The sequence below is a fragment of the Flammeovirga sp. AWQ4_249 genome, assembly GCF_056161045.1.
On the sequence record NZ_JBSWYJ010000030.1, the window covers coordinates 12,319 to 30,738 of the forward strand.

The 18,420-nt window shown below is 31.0% G+C and carries 22 protein-coding genes; 15 read left to right on the forward strand and 7 right to left on the reverse strand.

The window, feature by feature from the left end; translation table 11 throughout:
- Positions 1-98: 98 nt before the first annotated feature.
- A complete protein-coding gene (locus tag ACXAHM_RS18770) occupies positions 99-1,487 on the reverse strand; it encodes a sigma-54-dependent transcriptional regulator (protein ID WP_474963072.1) in 1,389 nt (462 codons plus the stop codon).
- Between the two features lie 326 nt (positions 1,488-1,813).
- On the opposite strand from ACXAHM_RS18770, the gene ACXAHM_RS18775 reads away from it, so the two are divergent.
- Complete coding sequence (locus ACXAHM_RS18775; RefSeq protein ID WP_474963075.1) at positions 1,814-2,125, forward strand: hypothetical protein; 312 nt, start codon at positions 1,814-1,816, stop codon at positions 2,123-2,125.
- A gap of 101 nt (positions 2,126-2,226) precedes the next feature.
- Positions 2,227-2,871, forward strand: coding sequence for a YiiX/YebB-like N1pC/P60 family cysteine hydrolase (locus ACXAHM_RS18780; protein WP_474963078.1), 645 nt, complete (start codon positions 2,227-2,229; stop codon positions 2,869-2,871).
- Positions 2,872-3,133: 262 nt separating this feature from the next.
- Here the strand turns inward: ACXAHM_RS18780 and ACXAHM_RS18785 are convergent, their stop codons facing one another.
- The 4 genes from ACXAHM_RS18785 to ACXAHM_RS18800 all read right to left on the reverse strand — a co-directional run bounded on the left by ACXAHM_RS18785 (position 3,134) and on the right by ACXAHM_RS18800 (position 5,677).
- A complete protein-coding gene (locus tag ACXAHM_RS18785; protein ID WP_474963082.1) occupies positions 3,134-3,826 on the reverse strand; it encodes an HAD family hydrolase in 693 nt (230 codons plus the stop codon).
- Positions 3,827-4,292: 466 nt separating this feature from the next.
- Positions 4,293-4,628: a hypothetical protein gene (locus tag ACXAHM_RS18790; protein ID WP_474963086.1), complete on the reverse strand. Its 336-nt coding sequence runs from the start codon at positions 4,626-4,628 to the stop codon at positions 4,293-4,295.
- 113 nt (positions 4,629-4,741) lie between these two features.
- The gene (locus ACXAHM_RS18795; protein WP_474963089.1) at positions 4,742-5,428 is read right to left on the reverse strand and encodes a hypothetical protein; all 687 of its coding nucleotides are present in this window, start codon (positions 5,426-5,428) and stop codon (positions 4,742-4,744) included.
- Positions 5,429-5,536: 108 nt separating this feature from the next.
- Positions 5,537-5,677: a hypothetical protein gene (locus tag ACXAHM_RS18800; protein ID WP_474963093.1), complete on the reverse strand. Its 141-nt coding sequence runs from the start codon at positions 5,675-5,677 to the stop codon at positions 5,537-5,539.
- A gap of 302 nt (positions 5,678-5,979) precedes the next feature.
- On the opposite strand from ACXAHM_RS18800, the gene ACXAHM_RS18805 reads away from it, so the two are divergent.
- The 4 genes from ACXAHM_RS18805 (at position 5,980) to ACXAHM_RS18820 (ending at position 9,468) form a co-directional block, all read left to right on the forward strand.
- Positions 5,980-7,392: a hypothetical protein gene (locus tag ACXAHM_RS18805; protein ID WP_474963097.1), complete on the forward strand. Its 1,413-nt coding sequence runs from the start codon at positions 5,980-5,982 to the stop codon at positions 7,390-7,392.
- 75 nt (positions 7,393-7,467) lie between these two features.
- Positions 7,468-7,977: a GtrA family protein gene (locus ACXAHM_RS18810; protein ID WP_474963100.1), complete on the forward strand. Its 510-nt coding sequence runs from the start codon at positions 7,468-7,470 to the stop codon at positions 7,975-7,977.
- 163 nt (positions 7,978-8,140) lie between these two features.
- The gene (locus ACXAHM_RS18815) at positions 8,141-8,401 is read left to right on the forward strand and encodes a hypothetical protein (RefSeq protein ID WP_474963103.1); all 261 of its coding nucleotides are present in this window, start codon (positions 8,141-8,143) and stop codon (positions 8,399-8,401) included.
- 86 nt (positions 8,402-8,487) lie between these two features.
- Positions 8,488-9,468 carry a hypothetical protein gene (locus ACXAHM_RS18820; RefSeq protein WP_474963106.1) on the forward strand — a complete coding sequence of 327 codons (981 nt, stop codon included), beginning with the start codon at positions 8,488-8,490 and terminating at the stop codon, positions 9,466-9,468.
- On the opposite strand, the gene ACXAHM_RS18825 is transcribed toward ACXAHM_RS18820, so the two are convergent.
- A complete protein-coding gene (locus ACXAHM_RS18825; protein WP_474963108.1) occupies positions 9,458-10,654 on the reverse strand; it encodes a multidrug effflux MFS transporter in 1,197 nt (398 codons plus the stop codon). The two genes, ACXAHM_RS18820 and ACXAHM_RS18825, sit on opposite strands and share 11 nt — an antisense overlap.
- Before the next feature lie 72 nt (positions 10,655-10,726).
- Complete coding sequence (locus ACXAHM_RS18830; protein ID WP_474963110.1) at positions 10,727-11,698, reverse strand: hypothetical protein; 972 nt, start codon at positions 11,696-11,698, stop codon at positions 10,727-10,729.
- Between the two features lie 375 nt (positions 11,699-12,073).
- On the opposite strand from ACXAHM_RS18830, the gene ACXAHM_RS18835 reads away from it, so the two are divergent.
- The 9 genes from ACXAHM_RS18835 to ACXAHM_RS18875 all read left to right on the forward strand — a co-directional run bounded on the left by ACXAHM_RS18835 (position 12,074) and on the right by ACXAHM_RS18875 (position 18,395).
- Complete coding sequence (locus tag ACXAHM_RS18835; RefSeq protein ID WP_474963113.1) at positions 12,074-12,418, forward strand: hypothetical protein; 345 nt, start codon at positions 12,074-12,076, stop codon at positions 12,416-12,418.
- A gap of 295 nt (positions 12,419-12,713) precedes the next feature.
- The gene (locus ACXAHM_RS18840; protein WP_474963116.1) at positions 12,714-13,409 is read left to right on the forward strand and encodes a DUF2490 domain-containing protein; all 696 of its coding nucleotides are present in this window, start codon (positions 12,714-12,716) and stop codon (positions 13,407-13,409) included.
- A gap of 134 nt (positions 13,410-13,543) precedes the next feature.
- The gene (locus tag ACXAHM_RS18845; protein WP_474963119.1) at positions 13,544-13,699 is read left to right on the forward strand and encodes a hypothetical protein; all 156 of its coding nucleotides are present in this window, start codon (positions 13,544-13,546) and stop codon (positions 13,697-13,699) included.
- Between the two features lie 509 nt (positions 13,700-14,208).
- Complete coding sequence (locus ACXAHM_RS18850) at positions 14,209-15,096, forward strand: protoglobin domain-containing protein (RefSeq protein WP_474963121.1); 888 nt, start codon at positions 14,209-14,211, stop codon at positions 15,094-15,096.
- A gap of 1 nt (position 15,097) precedes the next feature.
- A complete protein-coding gene (locus ACXAHM_RS18855; protein ID WP_474963124.1) occupies positions 15,098-15,472 on the forward strand; it encodes an STAS domain-containing protein in 375 nt (124 codons plus the stop codon).
- A complete protein-coding gene (locus tag ACXAHM_RS18860; RefSeq protein ID WP_474963126.1) occupies positions 15,462-15,854 on the forward strand; it encodes an ATP-binding protein in 393 nt (130 codons plus the stop codon). The genes ACXAHM_RS18855 and ACXAHM_RS18860 overlap by 11 nt, the downstream gene beginning before the upstream one ends.
- A complete protein-coding gene (locus tag ACXAHM_RS18865; protein WP_474963129.1) occupies positions 15,842-16,426 on the forward strand; it encodes a SpoIIE family protein phosphatase in 585 nt (194 codons plus the stop codon). The genes ACXAHM_RS18860 and ACXAHM_RS18865 overlap by 13 nt, the downstream gene beginning before the upstream one ends.
- Positions 16,426-18,057: a SpoIIE family protein phosphatase gene (locus ACXAHM_RS18870; RefSeq protein ID WP_474963132.1), complete on the forward strand. Its 1,632-nt coding sequence runs from the start codon at positions 16,426-16,428 to the stop codon at positions 18,055-18,057. The genes ACXAHM_RS18865 and ACXAHM_RS18870 overlap by 1 nt, the downstream gene beginning before the upstream one ends.
- A 5-nt stretch (positions 18,058-18,062) precedes the next feature.
- Positions 18,063-18,395 carry an STAS domain-containing protein gene (locus tag ACXAHM_RS18875; RefSeq protein WP_474963135.1) on the forward strand — a complete coding sequence of 111 codons (333 nt, stop codon included), beginning with the start codon at positions 18,063-18,065 and terminating at the stop codon, positions 18,393-18,395.
- The last annotated feature ends 25 nt before the right edge of the window (positions 18,396-18,420 follow it).

The following is an 18,420-nucleotide window of genomic DNA, read 5'->3' on the forward strand; positions in this document are numbered from 1 at the left end:
GCGTAGTTGCCCAATATTCCTTTAGGACAAAAAAGCTAAGGGCAATTGATGTTAGTACAATTAAAAATACTCTAAGGGATACTTGAAGTTTGAATTGTTTATAAACCATGCTTTTCTAGTCTTCTATACAAAGAGGCTCTAGTTAAGCCCAATGATTTGGCTGCTTTAGAAATGTTGCCAGAATATTTGCTGACCGCCTTCTGAATCATCATTTTCTCCACCGTATCCAAATCAAATTCAGAGAGATCAAATTCCTCTTCTTCTTTATTTTTTTCTACTAAAAATGTAAAATCTGTTGGTTGTAATTTATCACTATCTGCCATAATTACGGCACGTTCTAATGCATGTTGAAGTTCACGAACGTTACCCGGCCAATAATACTTTTGAAGCTTTTTCATTGTCGCATTTGCCACTTTTAATGGGCCACGACGGTATTTTTTAGCGTAAATTTCTAAGAAATGAGCGACTAATAATGGGATATCTTCAATTCTATCTCTCAACGGAGGTAGATGAATTTCCACAGTATTAATTCTGTATAATAAATCTTGACGGAATTCTTTATTTTCCACCATTTCATACACAGGCATATTGGTTGCACAAACTAATCTGATATCAATATTGATCGGTCTGTTATCTCCTACTCGCGTCACTTCTCTTTTCTGTAAAACCGTCAACAATTTAGACTGTAATGTCATCGGAAGGTTACCAATTTCATCTAAGAATAATGTTCCTTTATTTGCAATTTCAAAACGACCTGCTCGATCCTCTCTTGCATCAGTAAAGGCTCCTTTTTTATGACCAAAAAGTTCTGATTGGAATAAAGTCTCAGAAATTGAACCCATATCCACACCTATAAACACTTTATCAGAGCGTAAAGATTGTTCATGAACTGCACGAGCAATGACTTCCTTACCCGTACCGTTTTCTCCTAATATTAAGATATTGGCGTCCGTTTTTGCCACTTTGCTAATTAAAGCGAAAACCTTTTTCATGGCTGGGCTGTCCCCTATTACAATTCCTTCTCCACTTCCAGATTTATTAAGTGCTGTCGATAATTGTGTATTTTCTTCTGTTAATGATTTTACTTGATCATAAGATTTTCTCAATCTTACTGCTGAAGTAAGTGTAGCAATCAGTTTTTCGTTGTTCCAAGGCTTTAATACAAAGTCTGTTGCTCCTTGTTTTACAGCATTTACGGCCGTTTCTACATCTCCATAAGCGGTAATCATTACGATAACTGCGTTTGGATCAATCTCAAGGATTTGCTCTAACCAATGAAAGCCCTCTTTTCCACTTGTCGTATCTTTTGTGAAATTCATATCCAAAAGAATTACATCATAAGCGTCATTCTTCAGTAAAAATGGAATCTTTCCAGGATTACTTTCGACTTGAACTAAATCAGCATGTTTTTTTAAAAGCATTTTTGCGGCTAGCAAGATGTCTTCATTATCATCAATAACAAGAATTTTCCCTAGTGGCTTACTCATCGTAGTATGGTTAGTAAAATTTATTTTCTGAAAATAAATAGAGTTTCGGGAAAAGAAAAATTGATTCCTTTAAATTGTCCATATTCGAACACTTGAATTCGAAAATTTTATTAAAAAATACATTTCATTACAATCATTTTAAAGAAAGTTGAATTCTATTTTTGGGATTGATAATAAAGTAATGAACGCGTTTTTTATAGATGAGAATACAAAAAATATTTCTTTTAATATTAACGATCATTACACTTTTAAGTGTAACATAAACACCATATATTTAGTATACTAACTTAAAACACGTACTTATCACATATAAACATCATTAAACTATGTCATTCACTAAAAAATTAATCGGCATTGCTGTCTTATTTTCTAGTTTTTCATTGACTTCTTTTGCGGACAATAATCCAATCAAGAACAAGAAAAACATTCGAAAAAACTACAAAACTACCACAGTAGCATCAAGTAGAATTCAAACTGATGCAGATCAAGGTATCAAACCTAAAAAGAGAAAAGGAGCTTACCATATCCAAAACAAAGCAGGTCTAAATAGCCTTGCAGGAACTGAAAAAGTCGAAGGTGGTAAGCAATTATCAAGAGGCACCAATGGAGTTTACCCATTCATGAAATGGACAAAGTAAACTTTAATTAGATGAATATAGAGAACACTTGTCTGAAAAGATGAGTGTTTTTTTGTTTAGGATTTTCTAATGCTTTCTTTTGCATCGAAAACTAGAAAAACATGAAAAAACTATATTATATACTTACACTTTTTGTGATCGCATCATGCTCCAATGAAAAAAAGCCTTTTTCAATTCAAGATTTAAAGGAAGGAGATATAGTATTTCAAGATGTGGATTGTGGTCCTTTTTGTGAATCTATCGATAAAGTGACCTCTGGTGTTAATGGAAAAAACTTTTCTCATTGTGCCTTAGTAGTGAATGAAAATGATTCACTATTTATCATTGAAGCAGTGGGAAAAGGCGTGGTTAAAACGTCATTTGATGATTTCTTTGCAAAGAAAACAGCGAGCGGTGGGACCTTAGTTGGAAGAATGAAATCTGAACACCAAGCTTTGGCACCAAAAGCAGCAAAAAATGCATTCCAATATTTAGGAAAGAGTTATGATGATGTATTTGATATTGAAAATGACCAATATTATTGCTCTGAACTTATTTATGAAACTTACAAAGAGGCAAATAATAATCAGGAAGTATTCAAACTTTATCCTATGACTTACAAAGATCCCGATACTGGTGAGTTTTTTCCAATATGGGTAGATTACTTTAAAGAATTGAACTACAAAATTCCTGAAGGTGAGCCCGGCTTAAATCCTGGTGGAGTTTCAAAATCAAAGTATTTAGATATCTATGAAATTCAATTATAAAAAATTGAACTAGTTTGTATCTCTGTAAAGCCCTTTTTTGGGCTTATTTTTTTGGGAAAAATGCTTGTAAGCATTGTCAATAAAACGAAAGGGCCAAGTCAAAATTCTAATGATATAATAGAAAGCACTACTCAAAAACATTGAGCATAAGAAAAATAATGTAAACACTGTTTCAAAACAGGCTACAAACAAGAGTAATATTTTTCTTATTATGGCTTTCATAGTATTGATGAAGTTTGACTTGGTTACAAGGTAAGGAATATTAAAAGAAGTTCATTACCTCTGTAATTTTATTCAGCTCTTTGAATTTTTCTCCTTCAATTTTATGAGAAATCATTTCATGTTCCCAAGTACTGTGAAAGGGAACATGAAAAGCATGTCCACCAATTTTTAAAACGGGATCAATATCTGATTTTAAAGAATTACCGATCATTAAAAATTGATGAGGTTCAATATCCAAATGCTTGATAATTCTTTTGTATTCTTTTGTGGTTTTCTCTGATACAATTTCAGTGTGATGGAAATAAGCAGACAATCCAGATTTTTCAATCTTCTTTTCTTGCTCCAATAAATCTCCTTTTGTGGCTACAATTAATCTGTAACCTTTATTTCTTAGATAATCTAACGTATCAATTACACCATCCAATAATTCTATTGGATTGTTTAGCATCTTTTTACCAAGATCTAAAATTTGTACAATCTCTTCTGCCTTTACTTGACCTTCAGAAAATATTGTTGCTCCTTCAATCATCGATAAAGATAATCCTCGAGTACCATAACCATAAGTTGGTAAATTTTTGATCACAAGGTCAAACAACTTTTTCTTTAGTTTTTCTTTCTCCATGTAAGGAGACATCACTTCAAAGTAAGCTTCTTCGAAAACCCTAAAATAAGGTTCATTGATCCACAATGTATCATCCGCATCGAATGCAATTACTTTTAACTCTTGTAACATTTTTGATTAATTATTTTTGAAAGACAATGAAATGAGAGCCTTTATATTTCTTATAGAATACAAAGTAAATGGAATGCCAAAGAATTAACAAAAAAACGTCTTTTCGTTAGGCTTTCTTAAAAAATAAAATAGTGTCTAAGGTAAAAATATGTAGAAAGTAGCAATTATGAATACAATAAAGCAGTAAATAAAAAAAAAGAGAGCTATTCGATTTGTGTATTCAGTATTTCGTTTTCATTAATTATAATTTGCATTAATAGGATAATGAAAACAAGTATTCGCGATTAAACTTAAGACAATTATTAAGCCAAAACTGTAATTTTATTAATATTTATTATATAAATAATACAAAACAAAGGTAACAACGTAAACAATGTTAAGAGTTGACATAAAATAAAAAAAGGATATTGTTCATAATTAATAAGCAATATCCTTTCCCTAAATTTATTTAATCCTTGATTATTAATTAATTAATTAATTCAAATTCATCACACTTATAAGCCATATCAATACATACTTTTAGACTTAAGGTCTTCACTTGACCATCTTCATCCTCTCTATCTTGATAAAAAGTAAATACTTGAGGTTCTTTTCCAATCAGCTGTCCAACTTTATCAAAAGCTTCTTGATTATTTTCTTGTACTCTTAGCTTTAGATGATCATCATAGACTTCAATCTCTTTGTTAGGCATTTCAATAAAAAGCGTGGCTTTACTTGGTGAAATACCTTCAGCGTGTTCTGAAAAAATTAAGTCTCCTGTAATTGGACAATGAAATTTTGATGGGATATGATTAATGTTCATAGTTATGTAGTTTAGATTTAGTTGAAGAATAATTCATATAAATTTTTGGTCATATAGTTTTGGTTATGACTATACCAAAGATACAATAAGAAATTAAAAATGAAAGGTTAAAATCAGTCATTAAAAATGAAAAATCCTAAACCCATAGGATCTTGAATAATGATATTATCTGCAATCCCTTCTTTATTAAATTGAGTAATTTCTTCTGTAATAGGAATTTTTCTGCTTCGAATTTCGTCGATTACTTCCATATTATTTCCCCCATTGAAATAAGTCAAAGATGGATTGAAAAATTGATGAGGGCAATTTAAAGCTTGCATGATACTAAGGATAAAACCTTCTTTATTGATCATACTTAACCAACCTTGTTCGACATTACCCATTTGAACTTCAAAGCCCAATTCGGTCCAAAATTGAATAGAATGTTCTAAATTTAAACTCTCTAAACTCAGTCCTGCATAGTTTCCTAAAATTGATTTAGCTTCAGAGTTAGGTAAGAAATCTTTCCCTTTTCCTTTATAAATGTAAACCCAAATTCCACAAGGGGAACATAAAATATAACCGTCCTCAACCGCTACTACGTCATATTCATTTTTGACAGTTTCAATTTTTTCCAATAAGGAATCTGAAAAAATCACTAATCCTTTTCTTGCAAATTTGTTATTGTTTAATAGGATCTGAATAACACCATCATCGGCGATCAAAAAATCTTGGTATTCATAGACTTCATAATCAAGGTTTTCATAATATGATTTTGTCTGTTCATACGAAACAAAAGTAGTTTGAAGTAGAGTTTTCATAATAATTTGGGTAGCTAAACGATTACTTTCAAACTGAAAATTACAAAAAAAACCTTACTTAATATTGATAATAAGTAAGGTTCAAAATTATTTTTTAGTGGTTTCTTTTTACAATGTGAAATAGGAATAAGTTCCGGCAATTACTACTCCTAAGATTAGTGATAAATAAGCAGTATCTAAAATATCTGTTATCGTTAACTTCGGCAAGTTTAAATTTTCATCTTTTGACTTGTCAACTTTGTTACTCATAATTTTAAATATTTTTATATTTCGGTTATATAAAAGTGTTACATTAAAGTACGTATGACGTTATTTTAAGTTATTAAAAAATAAGGTAAGTGTTGTTAAATGAGTAGCTTAAGTATTTAAATAGGTTAATTTTCACAAAATAGTTCTATTTTCTACTTCAATACTTCTAAATGAATGTAAATATAGTATTTACATTCATTGTATTTTTCTGAGAATTGATTTGAACAATAATGTATTTTTTGTCAAAAACTTATGGATCAATTATCTTGATTAAAGAAAAACCTAGAGCCCATTATACTATCATGAAAAAGTACTACCTTTTACTGCTATTTGTTCTACTAATCGGCTGTGATCAAGAGCCTGTAATTTCTCGAAAAGAAATACGTATCGATATTGAAGCGGACTATACTGTAAATAATGTTAGGCGTTTTCAACGGGAAGTAACGTTTGTAAACCTTACAGATACGTTAGGAGCTCCTGCTCCTGTTTCATTAAGATGGGTTTGGGGAGATGGCAAAAACTCAGTGCCCACTACTGATACCATTATGCACACCTTTCCACAAGGTGATTCCACTTTCATCATTGAACTACAGTTAATAAGAAGTTCAAATGGTGAAGTTGTTTCAAGTAAAGTTGATAGTATCAATTTTGATCGTGATTATCCTGTACAATCTCCTTATACAGTTACCAATTTGACGGCTCAAACCGCTGCTTGGGATGCCAACGTGACTTGGGAAAGAAGTGATGCCAATAGTATTTCACCTTCTATTTTTATGAGTTTATCTACAGAAAGTGATTTCTCTTCTTTGATCGATATTGAAAATGGATTAATAAGTAGCTCAAATATTACTGAAAGAACAGGCATTACAACAACCAATAATCATCATTTCAAAAACTTACGATCATCTACTACTTATTATTATCGTCTTGAGTTGGAAGAAGAAGAAGATTATGTCAGTATCAATGAAGGTTCTTTTACAACTACAAGTATCAGCCTTCCTTCTATTACGATAAATACAACAGCTGATAATGGGTATTTATTTATTACGAATACCAGAAATAATCACTTCTATGATTCTATAGCCTCTGTATCTACTTTGTTATTATCTAACAATAGAAACCTGGATTTTATATATCAAGAAGAAGACACTTTTGTCTACGCCAAACCCTTTTATCAAGATGTAATTTTCACAAGTATGGAAGAAACCTTACAAAGGGCCTCAAATGAAACGAGTAACTCAGTCACTTCCTCATTTACTTCTGAAAATAAAGATCTTTATTATACTTCTGCTCAAGGTATTTTTGATGTAAACAATGAACATATAGCTGCTCAAGTGTATTTTTATCAAGATAATTATCGAATTTTTATTGGTGATAACACACAAAACGCAGCATATAATTTAGAAGGTATTCACATTACTTTAGGGCCATCTTTACCTTCTGAAGGAAGTTACTTCTATCTTAATTCAAATAATACAAAAGTTCGAGATACGAGTTTAACAGAAGAAATTGGACTTTTTGGTGAACAAGGCATCACTTCTTATCGTTTATATATTCATCAGAATCAAAATGACACCCTTTATTGTGGTGTCAATAATGTTGTGACCGATAATCAGAAAAAATTTAAATTGGTATTTAGTGATCCAAGTATAGATCAAAATTATTCTTCAGAAATAAATCATCTTTATTTTCATACCATAGACTTAGATGATTAGTTAACAATAATTGAGAAGTCTTTGAAATGATAATTTCTCCTCTATATTTGCATCTGCTTTTTATCAAGATCGAATATGCAAAACTTTATTATCAAATTTATAGACTTCTTTTATAAACCATTTAAAAGATTTATTCCCATAAAGACCTTTAGGTATGCAGCCTGTGGAGGTGGAAATATGGTAATGGATTTGATCTTGTATTTTTTAACATTCCATTATATCCTTCATCAAGCTAATGTAGATTTTGGCCTTTTTGTGATGAGTCCTCACATTGCTGCGTTATTCATTGTATACCCCATCACTTTGACTTCAGGTTTTTTATTACAAAAATATATTACCTTCCAAGATTCTGATTTAAAGGGATCGACACAATTTTTCAGATATTTTCAAGTAAGTATAGGTTCGATCTTCTTGAACTATGTTTTAATGAAAATCTTTGTAGATCTAATGCACATCTACCCTACTCCATCTAAGTTGTTGACAACAATCGTCACAGTTATTTTTACTTATATTTCTCAGCATCTGTATACTTTTAAAAAGAGTAAAACGGAAGATAAGGAGAAAGATAAAGTCACTACTTTTTAGCATAATTTTCTTTTTAAGGAAAATGAACAAATATGTTACGCCATTACTCCAATAATTTTTATTTCAAGTTTTTTTGTCGCATATTGATAATCTATTAATTATCAAAAGATTAATAGAAATATAAATTATCTTGTAACCCTTAAACGACACACTATTTACTACCATGGAAGTTTTATTTAACTCTAAAAGTTATAACCTAAAATTTGATCACACCACAGATCTGAACTCCAATCGCCAATATATTGCTTCTACTAGCGGTGATATATTATCTCGACTATCCCTCTTTAAATATGATGTTGGTGAACCTCTGCCTGAAGGCGGCACGATTGCTCACATTATCACCTTCTCAGAAATGGGGGAATTAGTACAAGTAGAACTTGATAAACTTCCAAAAAGGAAAAGACGTAAAAAAGAAGAAGAATAGAGATCTTCTCAAAATATAAAGACATACACAGCATTATTATTTGAAAATTTAATAATGCTGTGTTTTTTTGTAGAAAAGAAAACAAAGTGAAGTTACAGTTATTAAAAAGAAACGAAATAGAAAGCAAACTTTGGGATGAATGTGTTGCTACAGCTTCTTATCCTTTGGTGTATGCCTATTCTTGGTTTTTAGACTTAACTTCGAAAGATTGGTGGGGTGTAGTCTCTCTAGAAGAAGGAAAATATACATGGGTAATGCCTTTTCCAATTGATCAAAATAAAGGATATTATTTTATCCAAATGCCTTTATTTACCCCAGAATTAGGCTATTTCACTTCCTTAAACAATACTGAGAGTTACGTCACACATGCTATAGATTTGATTCGAAAAAAGGTAAAGTATTGTATTGAATATCATGGAAATTCTGAGGGGTACTATCCAGGCTTTCAGAATGCAAAGGATCTAATTATTGACCTAAATACGTCTCATCAACATATTAATTCCTTATTTTCTAAAGTAAAGAGAAAAAATGTACGTCAGGCCTATAAACGTAATACTCCTCCCATTAAGGATGATAATATTAACGGTTTCTTAAATTTGATGAAAGAATACACACTGCCTAAAATTGGCATTACATCTACGTCATCAATATTGAACATTCTTGAACCTTTGCTTTTTCAATTATTCAAAAGAGAATATCTACGTATTTATTCTATTTATAATGTAAAAGGAGAATTAGAAGCCTCTTCTTTATTTATTTTTCATCAAAGTAGATGGCAATATTTTCTAAACTCCGGGAAAGAGGAAACAAAAAATAAATTTGGGCGTTTATACATTTTTGATCTTTTTTTAGAAGAGGAACAACAACAAAAGCGATTATTACATTTAGGAACTTATACAGATAGTGAAAATGCCGATGATAAATATAAAAATGTTGTCCGTTCCTATTTTGAACAACTCACAAAAAAAGAGATTAATATACCTTATATCTCTTGGAATGATCTACCATGGTACATTAATCTCCCACATCAATTGAAAAAGTGGCTATTTCATAAAATTAAGCCATAATCAATTCTTTTTTCTTTGCTCTTTTATGCAATAATAAATAGGTTGATATTCCTAAAATAGAACATGCTATCATCACACCTAAAATAGGAAATAGTGTACCATTGTTTAAAGCAGAAGCTGTTGCCCCCGCTAGAGAACCTATAATAATTCCAACTACTCTCATTTGTGAATTGGCAATACCCGCATAATTTTTCTCAAATTTTTCTAATGCGATAGATGTTGCATTTCCTGAAATTAATCCTAAGGTAGAAACGTGCAATGTAATTAATGGTAAAACACTATAAATCGTAGGAGTCGTAAAAGAAATAACACCTAAAGTCATCAATAATGAAATAAGATGGATAGATAAACCTACATTCATCATCAATTCTGGCTTATATTTTTTAACCAATACAGCATTTATTTTATTGACAATGATTAATGATAGACCATTAATACCAAACAATAATGCAAAATGTTTCTCACTCAATCCAAAGAATTCTTGATAGATAAATGGTGCTGATGTAAGATAAGTATATAATGCACCTGAAGGTATAGCCATAGCAGACATGTAGGATAAGGCAGGTGTATTTTGATATACTTTTTGAAAGCCTTGAATAAAACTATGCTCTCTCTGCTTCGATTGCTTTTTCTCTTTTAAACCAAATTGTAAGAAGGTAAAAGCTAAGATGCCATATACAGCAATAAACATGAAAATAGCTTTCCATGATGCAATAGACAAAATAAAAGCTCCTATTGATGGAGCAACAAGTGGAGCTCCCATTGCAATCATTGCGATCATTGACATTGTGCTTGCAGCTTCACTTCCTTTAAAGTTATCTCTAACAATAGCAGCAATAGAAACGCCCACAAAACCAGCTCCTAAGGCTTGAATAAATCGCATGAGATAGAATACTTCAATTCTATTGACCATTATTAATACAAGGCTTGCAAAAATAGAAATCATCAAACCTCTCGATACGACCCACTTTCTACCTTTATTATCAGAAATGTAACCACCATAAAGTTGACCAATTCCAAAACCGAAAAAGAAGATACTTACATTGAATTCAACTTGTGTAAAAGTAACTCCCATATCATTTGCTATTTTACTAAATGCAGGAAGGCAAGTATCAATATTAAAAGGCCCAATCATTGAAAGTGACCCTAATAGAAAAATTAATATATTTTGTTTGTTTAGCTTCATCTACAGAAAAATTTCCTGTAAAGGTCGTTGGAACAAATTTATAATCAAAGCAATGTAGACATCTGTTTAGTATTATTCTCTGTCTTTAGCTGATCGCTGTAATTCTTGATTTAAATTAAAGTAAGATTGACTTAAAATATCTAGTCCATTTTGCACTTCTGATAGTAGTTCAATTCGCAATTTTAAGAGTTCCACATTATAATCTCCTTCATTACTAAGTAAAGTGGCTATTGCTTCCGAATTATCTTCCTTCATTAATGTATTGATGACAACTGCCCAACTTTCTTTAATATGATCTCTCATACTTCCCTTTTCATTTGAATTCAAGTCATTTTGATTGATTAGATACCACAAAGTCGGATAAAATAGACCTTGTTGATTATCTCCATCCCATACTTCTCTTAATAAATTATTTTCATGATTAATTTTCACATACTTCTCCGTTTTAGACGACTTTATTGCTAGATACGTCGCTGCTAATCCACCTCCGACGCCTATCCAATCAAAAGCATGACCGTCCTTCAATTCATCATTACTAGAAAATAAAATCCCTGCCGTCACCAATGCTGTCACAGTACCAATCATGATGGCTGCATTTGTAATATTTGTTTGTGTTTTATTATTGGCATGCCTTAGGTCGGATTCTATTTTAGCAAGTCTCAAAATTTCACATTGTATACTACTTGTCAATCCACGAAGCTCCAGATTTGCCTGTTCAAGACGTTGGCTTATTTCATTTTCATAGTATACCTTATAGAGGATAGTTTTATCATCAAATTTTCCTAATAAAAGTCGTTTTTGAATTTTCTTATATGCTCTTATTTCATCTATTAATTTATAAGTATTGGCAATCACTAAACTACTCTTAGAAAAACGTTTTAGCAGAAAGCTATCTTCTTCATAATTATAAGCTGTATCAATCGTGTAATTTTGAGTATACCTTTTATAGCAACGATCGGTTTCAGAACCATTCACAATGAGATAGTTTTTCCTACTACAAGAAGAAAAAGCAATAAGTAAAAGAAATCCTAAATATTTATACATTAAGTAATGGGTTTAAGTCTCTATCAATATAATGTATATATCTGACACGTCAGGCAATATTATTCTTGAAATCTTGTAAAAAAACATCCATTTCAATAGCGTATAGCACAAAAACTTGAAATCGTATCACTCAAAGAACATTTGAGTTTTAAAAACTTTTTGAGGTTAATTTTTAAAATAAAAAAGAGAAAAAATTAGATAGTATTATTGCAAGAATATGTTAGAAAATAGATTGATTATCAAGACTAAAAAGAGAAATTTAAAAAGTAAATTCTAACTTTAAATCGTCTAATAAACGTCATACTATTTCCATTATAATTGATGAATTATTTCATTTCAACAAACGAATACATTGTCAGACTATCGCTAAAAGGAATGCCCAAATTAAATAATTTAATTCATGCAATCAGAGAAAGTGCCGTCTCCATTAAAGAAAGTCAAAGCGACATCTTTTTTATTGACAGTAGTGAGCTTTCTACCCCTTTTGATATTACTGATCAGTACAGTGTTATTAATCAATTAGACCAACTTGGTTTAAGTCGAAAAACACAAATTGTTATTGTGACTTCTTTAACATCATTTGAGCGAACAACTTTAGAAAACATGGGTTTTAATAGAGGATGGAACGTTCATACATTTAAAAAGTTGAATATTGCCAAAAATTGGATGGACAACTACTTACACATGAAAAATGTTAGTCAAAATTCTAATGTTTGCTAGTCACTTACCCATTTTTACTTTTGTAATTACTTATTGTCAATGAATCAATGATGTAAAATTGAAGAACCATCTTTGTAAACTAATATACAAGGATGGTTTTATTTTTTATCAACAAAAATTCCTGAAGAAATATTAATATTATTGATAGAAAACTCCCTGATTTACATCTAAAAACGTATCCCCTATTTTTATAAGATTTCTTAAGTTTAAATTAACCTTATTTAGGTCTTTAAAATTCATCCTACCTCGATAAGGTAGTAGTTTTGTTTTACATTAATCAATATAACTATCTGAAATGAAAAGAAGTCTTTTCTACTTCATTATATCTACGATTATCATTCTTTTATCAACAGATACTTTATCCTATGCTCAAGATGATATTTTGTGGTTACATTATTTCAATCGCTATAAATTGTCGTATAAGTTTTCGATTGATTCTGACTTGGGGTACAGAGTTTATTTCCCAGAAGGAGATCGGTGGCAATTAAGAAGTGGATTACGCTATGACATTAATGAAAATATGTATGTCAGAAGTGGATTGATGTATGTCAATGGTACTGCAGCAAAAGAAGAAATCAGACCTTATCAGGATTTTGTAATCAATTCAAAATTTAGTGTTTTTACATTGACACAAAGAGTTCGATTTGAGGAACAATTTTACACTAATAGCTCAAAGACCAAATTCCGTTTAAGGTACAATCCCTCTATTAAGTTTTCAACATTTGCTGGATATGTTACACTTGGAACAGAACCCTTTATTGTGATGAATGATCCGAATAGTCGAATATCTAGTAATCGTGTATATGTAGGTATCACTCGTAGGGCTTATAAAAATGTACTCATAACATTACAATACATTAATGAAAGAAGTTATACAAAAGAGGAAACTGGCTATATACAAGAAACCAATATGATAAGAGTGAAAGTAGCACACACTATCAGACCTTTACGAACGGGTCCTCTCTTTGGACGTAAAAAACAAAACAGCTAATTCTAAAAAAAATACAACTTTAAGGAACTATTTTTTTTATTGTAAATAGATTGTAATCAGCTCAACCTCAATCCAAAGTGGGCGTAAGTATAAGTGTATTCGATTAATTCAGATAACTTTAAAACTCTATTATCATGGAAAAATTTACAAATGCAGATTTAGACAACGATTTATTATTAGACATCGATGAAACTAACATGGATGATGTTGATGAATTAGAGATGACTTATTGGGAAGAACAATTAGAATCGTTAGAAAAATTTGATCTAGATATCGACGAGGAATTATAAGATTTCTTAAAAAATATTTGAAAGGTTGTTGCTGTTAAAAAGTAACAACCTTTTCTTTTTTTAAGTGGAGATTTTCACTATATTTAATGTATCAAAAAAGCAATTTTTTGATAGTGCATTTATTAGAATTATCATTCAATTTTATACTTAACCTTTAATGATAGTTACGATGAAAGACTTCAAAAACAACACTACCCAAGAAAACCAAATGTATGACCAAAGAAAACGTTATACAGAATTGCAACTCGCAATAATTGACTTAAACAAAAAAAATAAAGAAAAACATTAAAATAAAATTAAGGCTGTATCACAAATACAGTCTTTTTTTATGCCTTAACCATTCTAAATAACAGATAAACTAACCTATTACAATTGGGAATCTCTGCTTTAATCTTAAATTTGTTATTAGTGCTATAATTTAAAACACTCGATTAACCTATTAATTTATAGCTGGATCTAATTATAGATCCTAAAAGTAGACTAAAATTATTCAATAATATTTAAACTTAATGGAATTAATTTCTAGAAATGCAGCCCAATTATGTGAGCTTTACAGTATCACAAAAGAAGATATTCAAGCGATTAGAAAGTTCAAAGACGTAGCAATTACTTCACTTCCTGACATGGTCAAAACTTGGTATCAATGGCTTAAAAGCACTACAGAATTTCAAGAATACTTTGCCGACCCTACTACCCTTGAGCGTGTTCAACGTTTACAAGTAGGCTTTTGGCAAGAATTTTTTGATGCTAATATCAATGATGATTATGTACGTTCTAGAAAAAGTGTTGGAGAAGTTCATGCTCGTATTGGCCTTTCTCAAGAAATATATCTTGCTGGTGTTGACCATTTCTTAAGTTTATTCATAGAGGTACTCCTTGCGCAGGATTGGGAAAGAAGTACAATTGATGAAATTAGAAGAGCGCTCAATAAAGTATGTCATCTAGATATGACGATCATTGTACAGAGTTATGAGAACATTGTTAATCAAAAAATTACTGCACAAAGTAAAACACTGATGGCAATGTCAACTCCTGTTACTCAACTTTGGGACGGACTCTTGTTATTACCTGTTGTGGGTCTTATTGATTCTAGAAGAGCGCAAGATATTATGGATAACACTTTAAATCACATTTCTCAACATCATGCTCAAAGTTTTATACTTGATATTTCTGGTGTTGCGGTAGTGGATACTGCTGTGGCCAATCATTTAATCAAGATTACGAAAGCAACAAAATTGATGGGTTGTGAGTGTATAATCTCAGGTTTATCTCCTGCTGTTGCTCAAACTATCGTAGAATTAGGTATTGATGTTGGAACTATTCGTACCACAGCCAACTTAAAAGCTGCCATAGAAATTGCTTTTGAAAAATTGAATATGAAATTAGAGAAGAAATAAAATGAATACATGGGCAAAGTCTGGTATTCCTATTCAATTACATAGCAAATGTATAATTGCTTCGTTTCAACTAGACCTTAATGTATCTTTATTAAAATTATTCCAACAAGAACTACTCAATGAGATTGTTAAGAATAGTAGAATAAAAGGGATTATATTTGATTTATCTGGATTGGATATCATCGACCTAACGGACTTTGAGGGGATTCGAAAAATTATTAGTATGATTAAGTTGACAGGGTATGATACCGTGATTTCAGGGTTGAGACCAAATGTCATTTCTTCATTAATAATGATGGATGCCAACATAGAAAATTTACTTTCCACAAGTAGTTTGGATGAAGCTTTAGTGATTCTTAATCAATATGACCATTAGTATAAAAGCAGAAAATGATATTCAATATGCACAGTTTGAAGGTGCAAGTTTTGCCAAAGGTATCGGATTGGGACCTTTGGCCATTACAAAAGTGTCGATCATTATTTCTGAGTTGGCTTATAATATTATTAAGTATGCTGAAAAAGGATTTATAAAGTTTTCAAACATTGAAGACAAGTTAGGAAATGTAGGTATTCAAATAGAAGCTATTGACAAAGGTCCTTCTATTGAAGACCTTGAAAAGGCTTTGAAAGATAATTATTCAACAGGTGGTTCATTAGGGCTTGGTTTACCAGGTATTAAAAGAATTGCCGATGAGTTTGAAATTGTCTCCAATAAAGAAGAAGGAACACATATATTAGTTAGATATTGGAAGAGATAAATGTAGATATTGGCTCCTACTCACGTCCCATTGCTGGAGAAGTCAAAAATGGAGATACACTTCTTATACATCATGAAAAAGATTTTATAATTTTGGCTATTATTGATGGAATTGGACATGGTGAGATAGCAAATGCTATTTCTTCAAAAGTAAAGGAGCATATCTTACAACATTTATCTTCTGATATCAACCAAGTCATTGAAAATGCACACAACTATATGAAAGGATCTTTGGGAGCTACAATTGGTATTGGTGTGATTTCGAAAAATGATTTCTACTTTGGGAGTTTAGGAAATATAACATGCAAAATAATTAACGAGAATACTTCTCAATTGCTCTCTACTGAAGGATTACTTGGTGTTCGTGGAAGAACCACGAAAGTAAGCCATCGAAAATTAAAGGAAAACGATATTATTGTCATGTATAGTGATGGTGTAAGTTCTGCCTTTTTACGTGATGAATATCTAAATTATCACCTTTTTTCAAGTGATATACTAGCAAAAAAAATTATACGGCAATATGGATCTAATTTTGATGATGCATCTTTAATTACCGTGAAAATAAAACGATAATGCAACTAGAGTTTAATAGACAAAAAATAACTAATGAACATGAAGTGATTGAGTTTAGAAAAAAAGTCTATCAGTCATTTCTCATCTGCTATGATAGTAGTAGCTTTTCTGTCAAAATCGCTACTATGCTATCTTCATTGTTAAAGAAAATTGTTCCACACCATGACTTTATATGTGTGGATACTACTTACCTTAAAATGGGTGAGCATATCAAAAGGATTAATTTAGAAATATATGATCCCTTTTATGCTATTGCCATGGAAGAACCGAATATGTATTTACACCATGTTACGGTTTCAAAAAAAGAAGGAAGCTTTTCTATTATCATTGAAAATCCTTTCCCTTTTGATCGTCTTGAAGATGCTACATTAATTTATAATGAAAAATCTAGAGATGAATTGATGAGAGAATTGCAGTCTAAAAATAAAGATCTTCAAGAATCTCTTGAGAACCTGAAAAAAGCAAAAGATCACAATGCGAGAATGGAAAGTGAACTTACTGTGGGTAGAAATATTCAAATGAGTATGCTACCAACAGATTTCCCTTCCAATGAAAAGTTAGAATTGCACGCAAAATTAGTACCCGCTCGTGAAGTTGGTGGTGACTTTTATGATTTTCAAATCATCGACGATACTTATTTGTATTTTGTTGTCGGTGATGTATCTGGAAAAGGTGTTCCTGCAGCCTTATTAATGGCAATGACAAAATCATTACTCCGTAGTAATGCGATGAATGAACACTCTACTAGAAAGATCATTACGCATGTAAATTCTGAAATTGCAAGAGACAATAAGAACAATATGTTTATCACTATTTTTATTGCTCTTTTAAATTTCAAAACAGGTGAACTCATCTATACCAATGCAGGGCATAATCCGAGTTATATTTTATCCAATAAGTCCAAAACCATTAAGCTTGATGAGCGTCATGGCCCTGTTGTAGGTGCATTAGAAGGGTTCGAATATCAAGAAACATCCCTTCAGTTACAACCTAATGATATCATTTTTGCTTATACAGATGGTGTTACTGAAGCGCTCAATAATCAACTTGAACTCTACACTAATCAACGCCTTCAAAAATTAATTGAAGATAATAAAAGGGAACGTGTACAAATATTGATTGAAAAAGTTATCAATGATGTTGCTGAACATGAAAAAGGTTCTGAACAAGCTGATGATATTACAGTCTTAAGCATTAAATATACAAAAGGTACTATTGCTGATTATGTGTTAGAATTTGACCTAACATTTGATGAGAAGGAGAAAATCACACCAGAGATTAATCGTTTTTTCTACGATAATCAATATCCAATTGGATTAGCTCAGAAAGTACAAATTATTTTAGATGAATTGATCTCAAATGCTATTAATTATGCATTAAAATTAGATAATCCGGGTAAAATGCAATTATCTTTGGTACTCTTAAAGGAGGAAGGAGGAATTGAATTACAACTAAAAGATAATGGTATTCCTTTTAACCCTTTGGAGATTGAAGAACCAGATACAACTTTATCAGTAGAAGAACGTCCAATCGGAGGTTTAGGTATACATATAGTTAGGAACTTAGTTGAGCATATTGAATATATTCGAAAAGACGAGCAGAATATTATCACATTGCTTTTAAAGAAATAAAAAAAATGGAAATTGAAGTAATAAATGTGAAAGACATCTCAGTTGTACATGTCAATGGATTCTTGGATGCAAGTACATCTCCAGTTGTTGATCAAAAGATTAATACCTTGATTAATGAAGGGAAACATAAGATCTTACTGAATCTTAAAGATGTTCCGTATATGAGCAGTTCTGGATTAAGAATATTTTTAGCCGCTTCCAAAAGTATTAAAGCTGTCAACGGTAAATTTATTGTCTGCGAAGCAAATGAAGTCGTTAAAGATATATTAAAGATATCAGGATTTGATTTAATAATTGAAGTCAAAGATAAATATGAAGAAGCATTGTTAAGCTTCTAATTGAAATGAGTCATTTTATTTATAA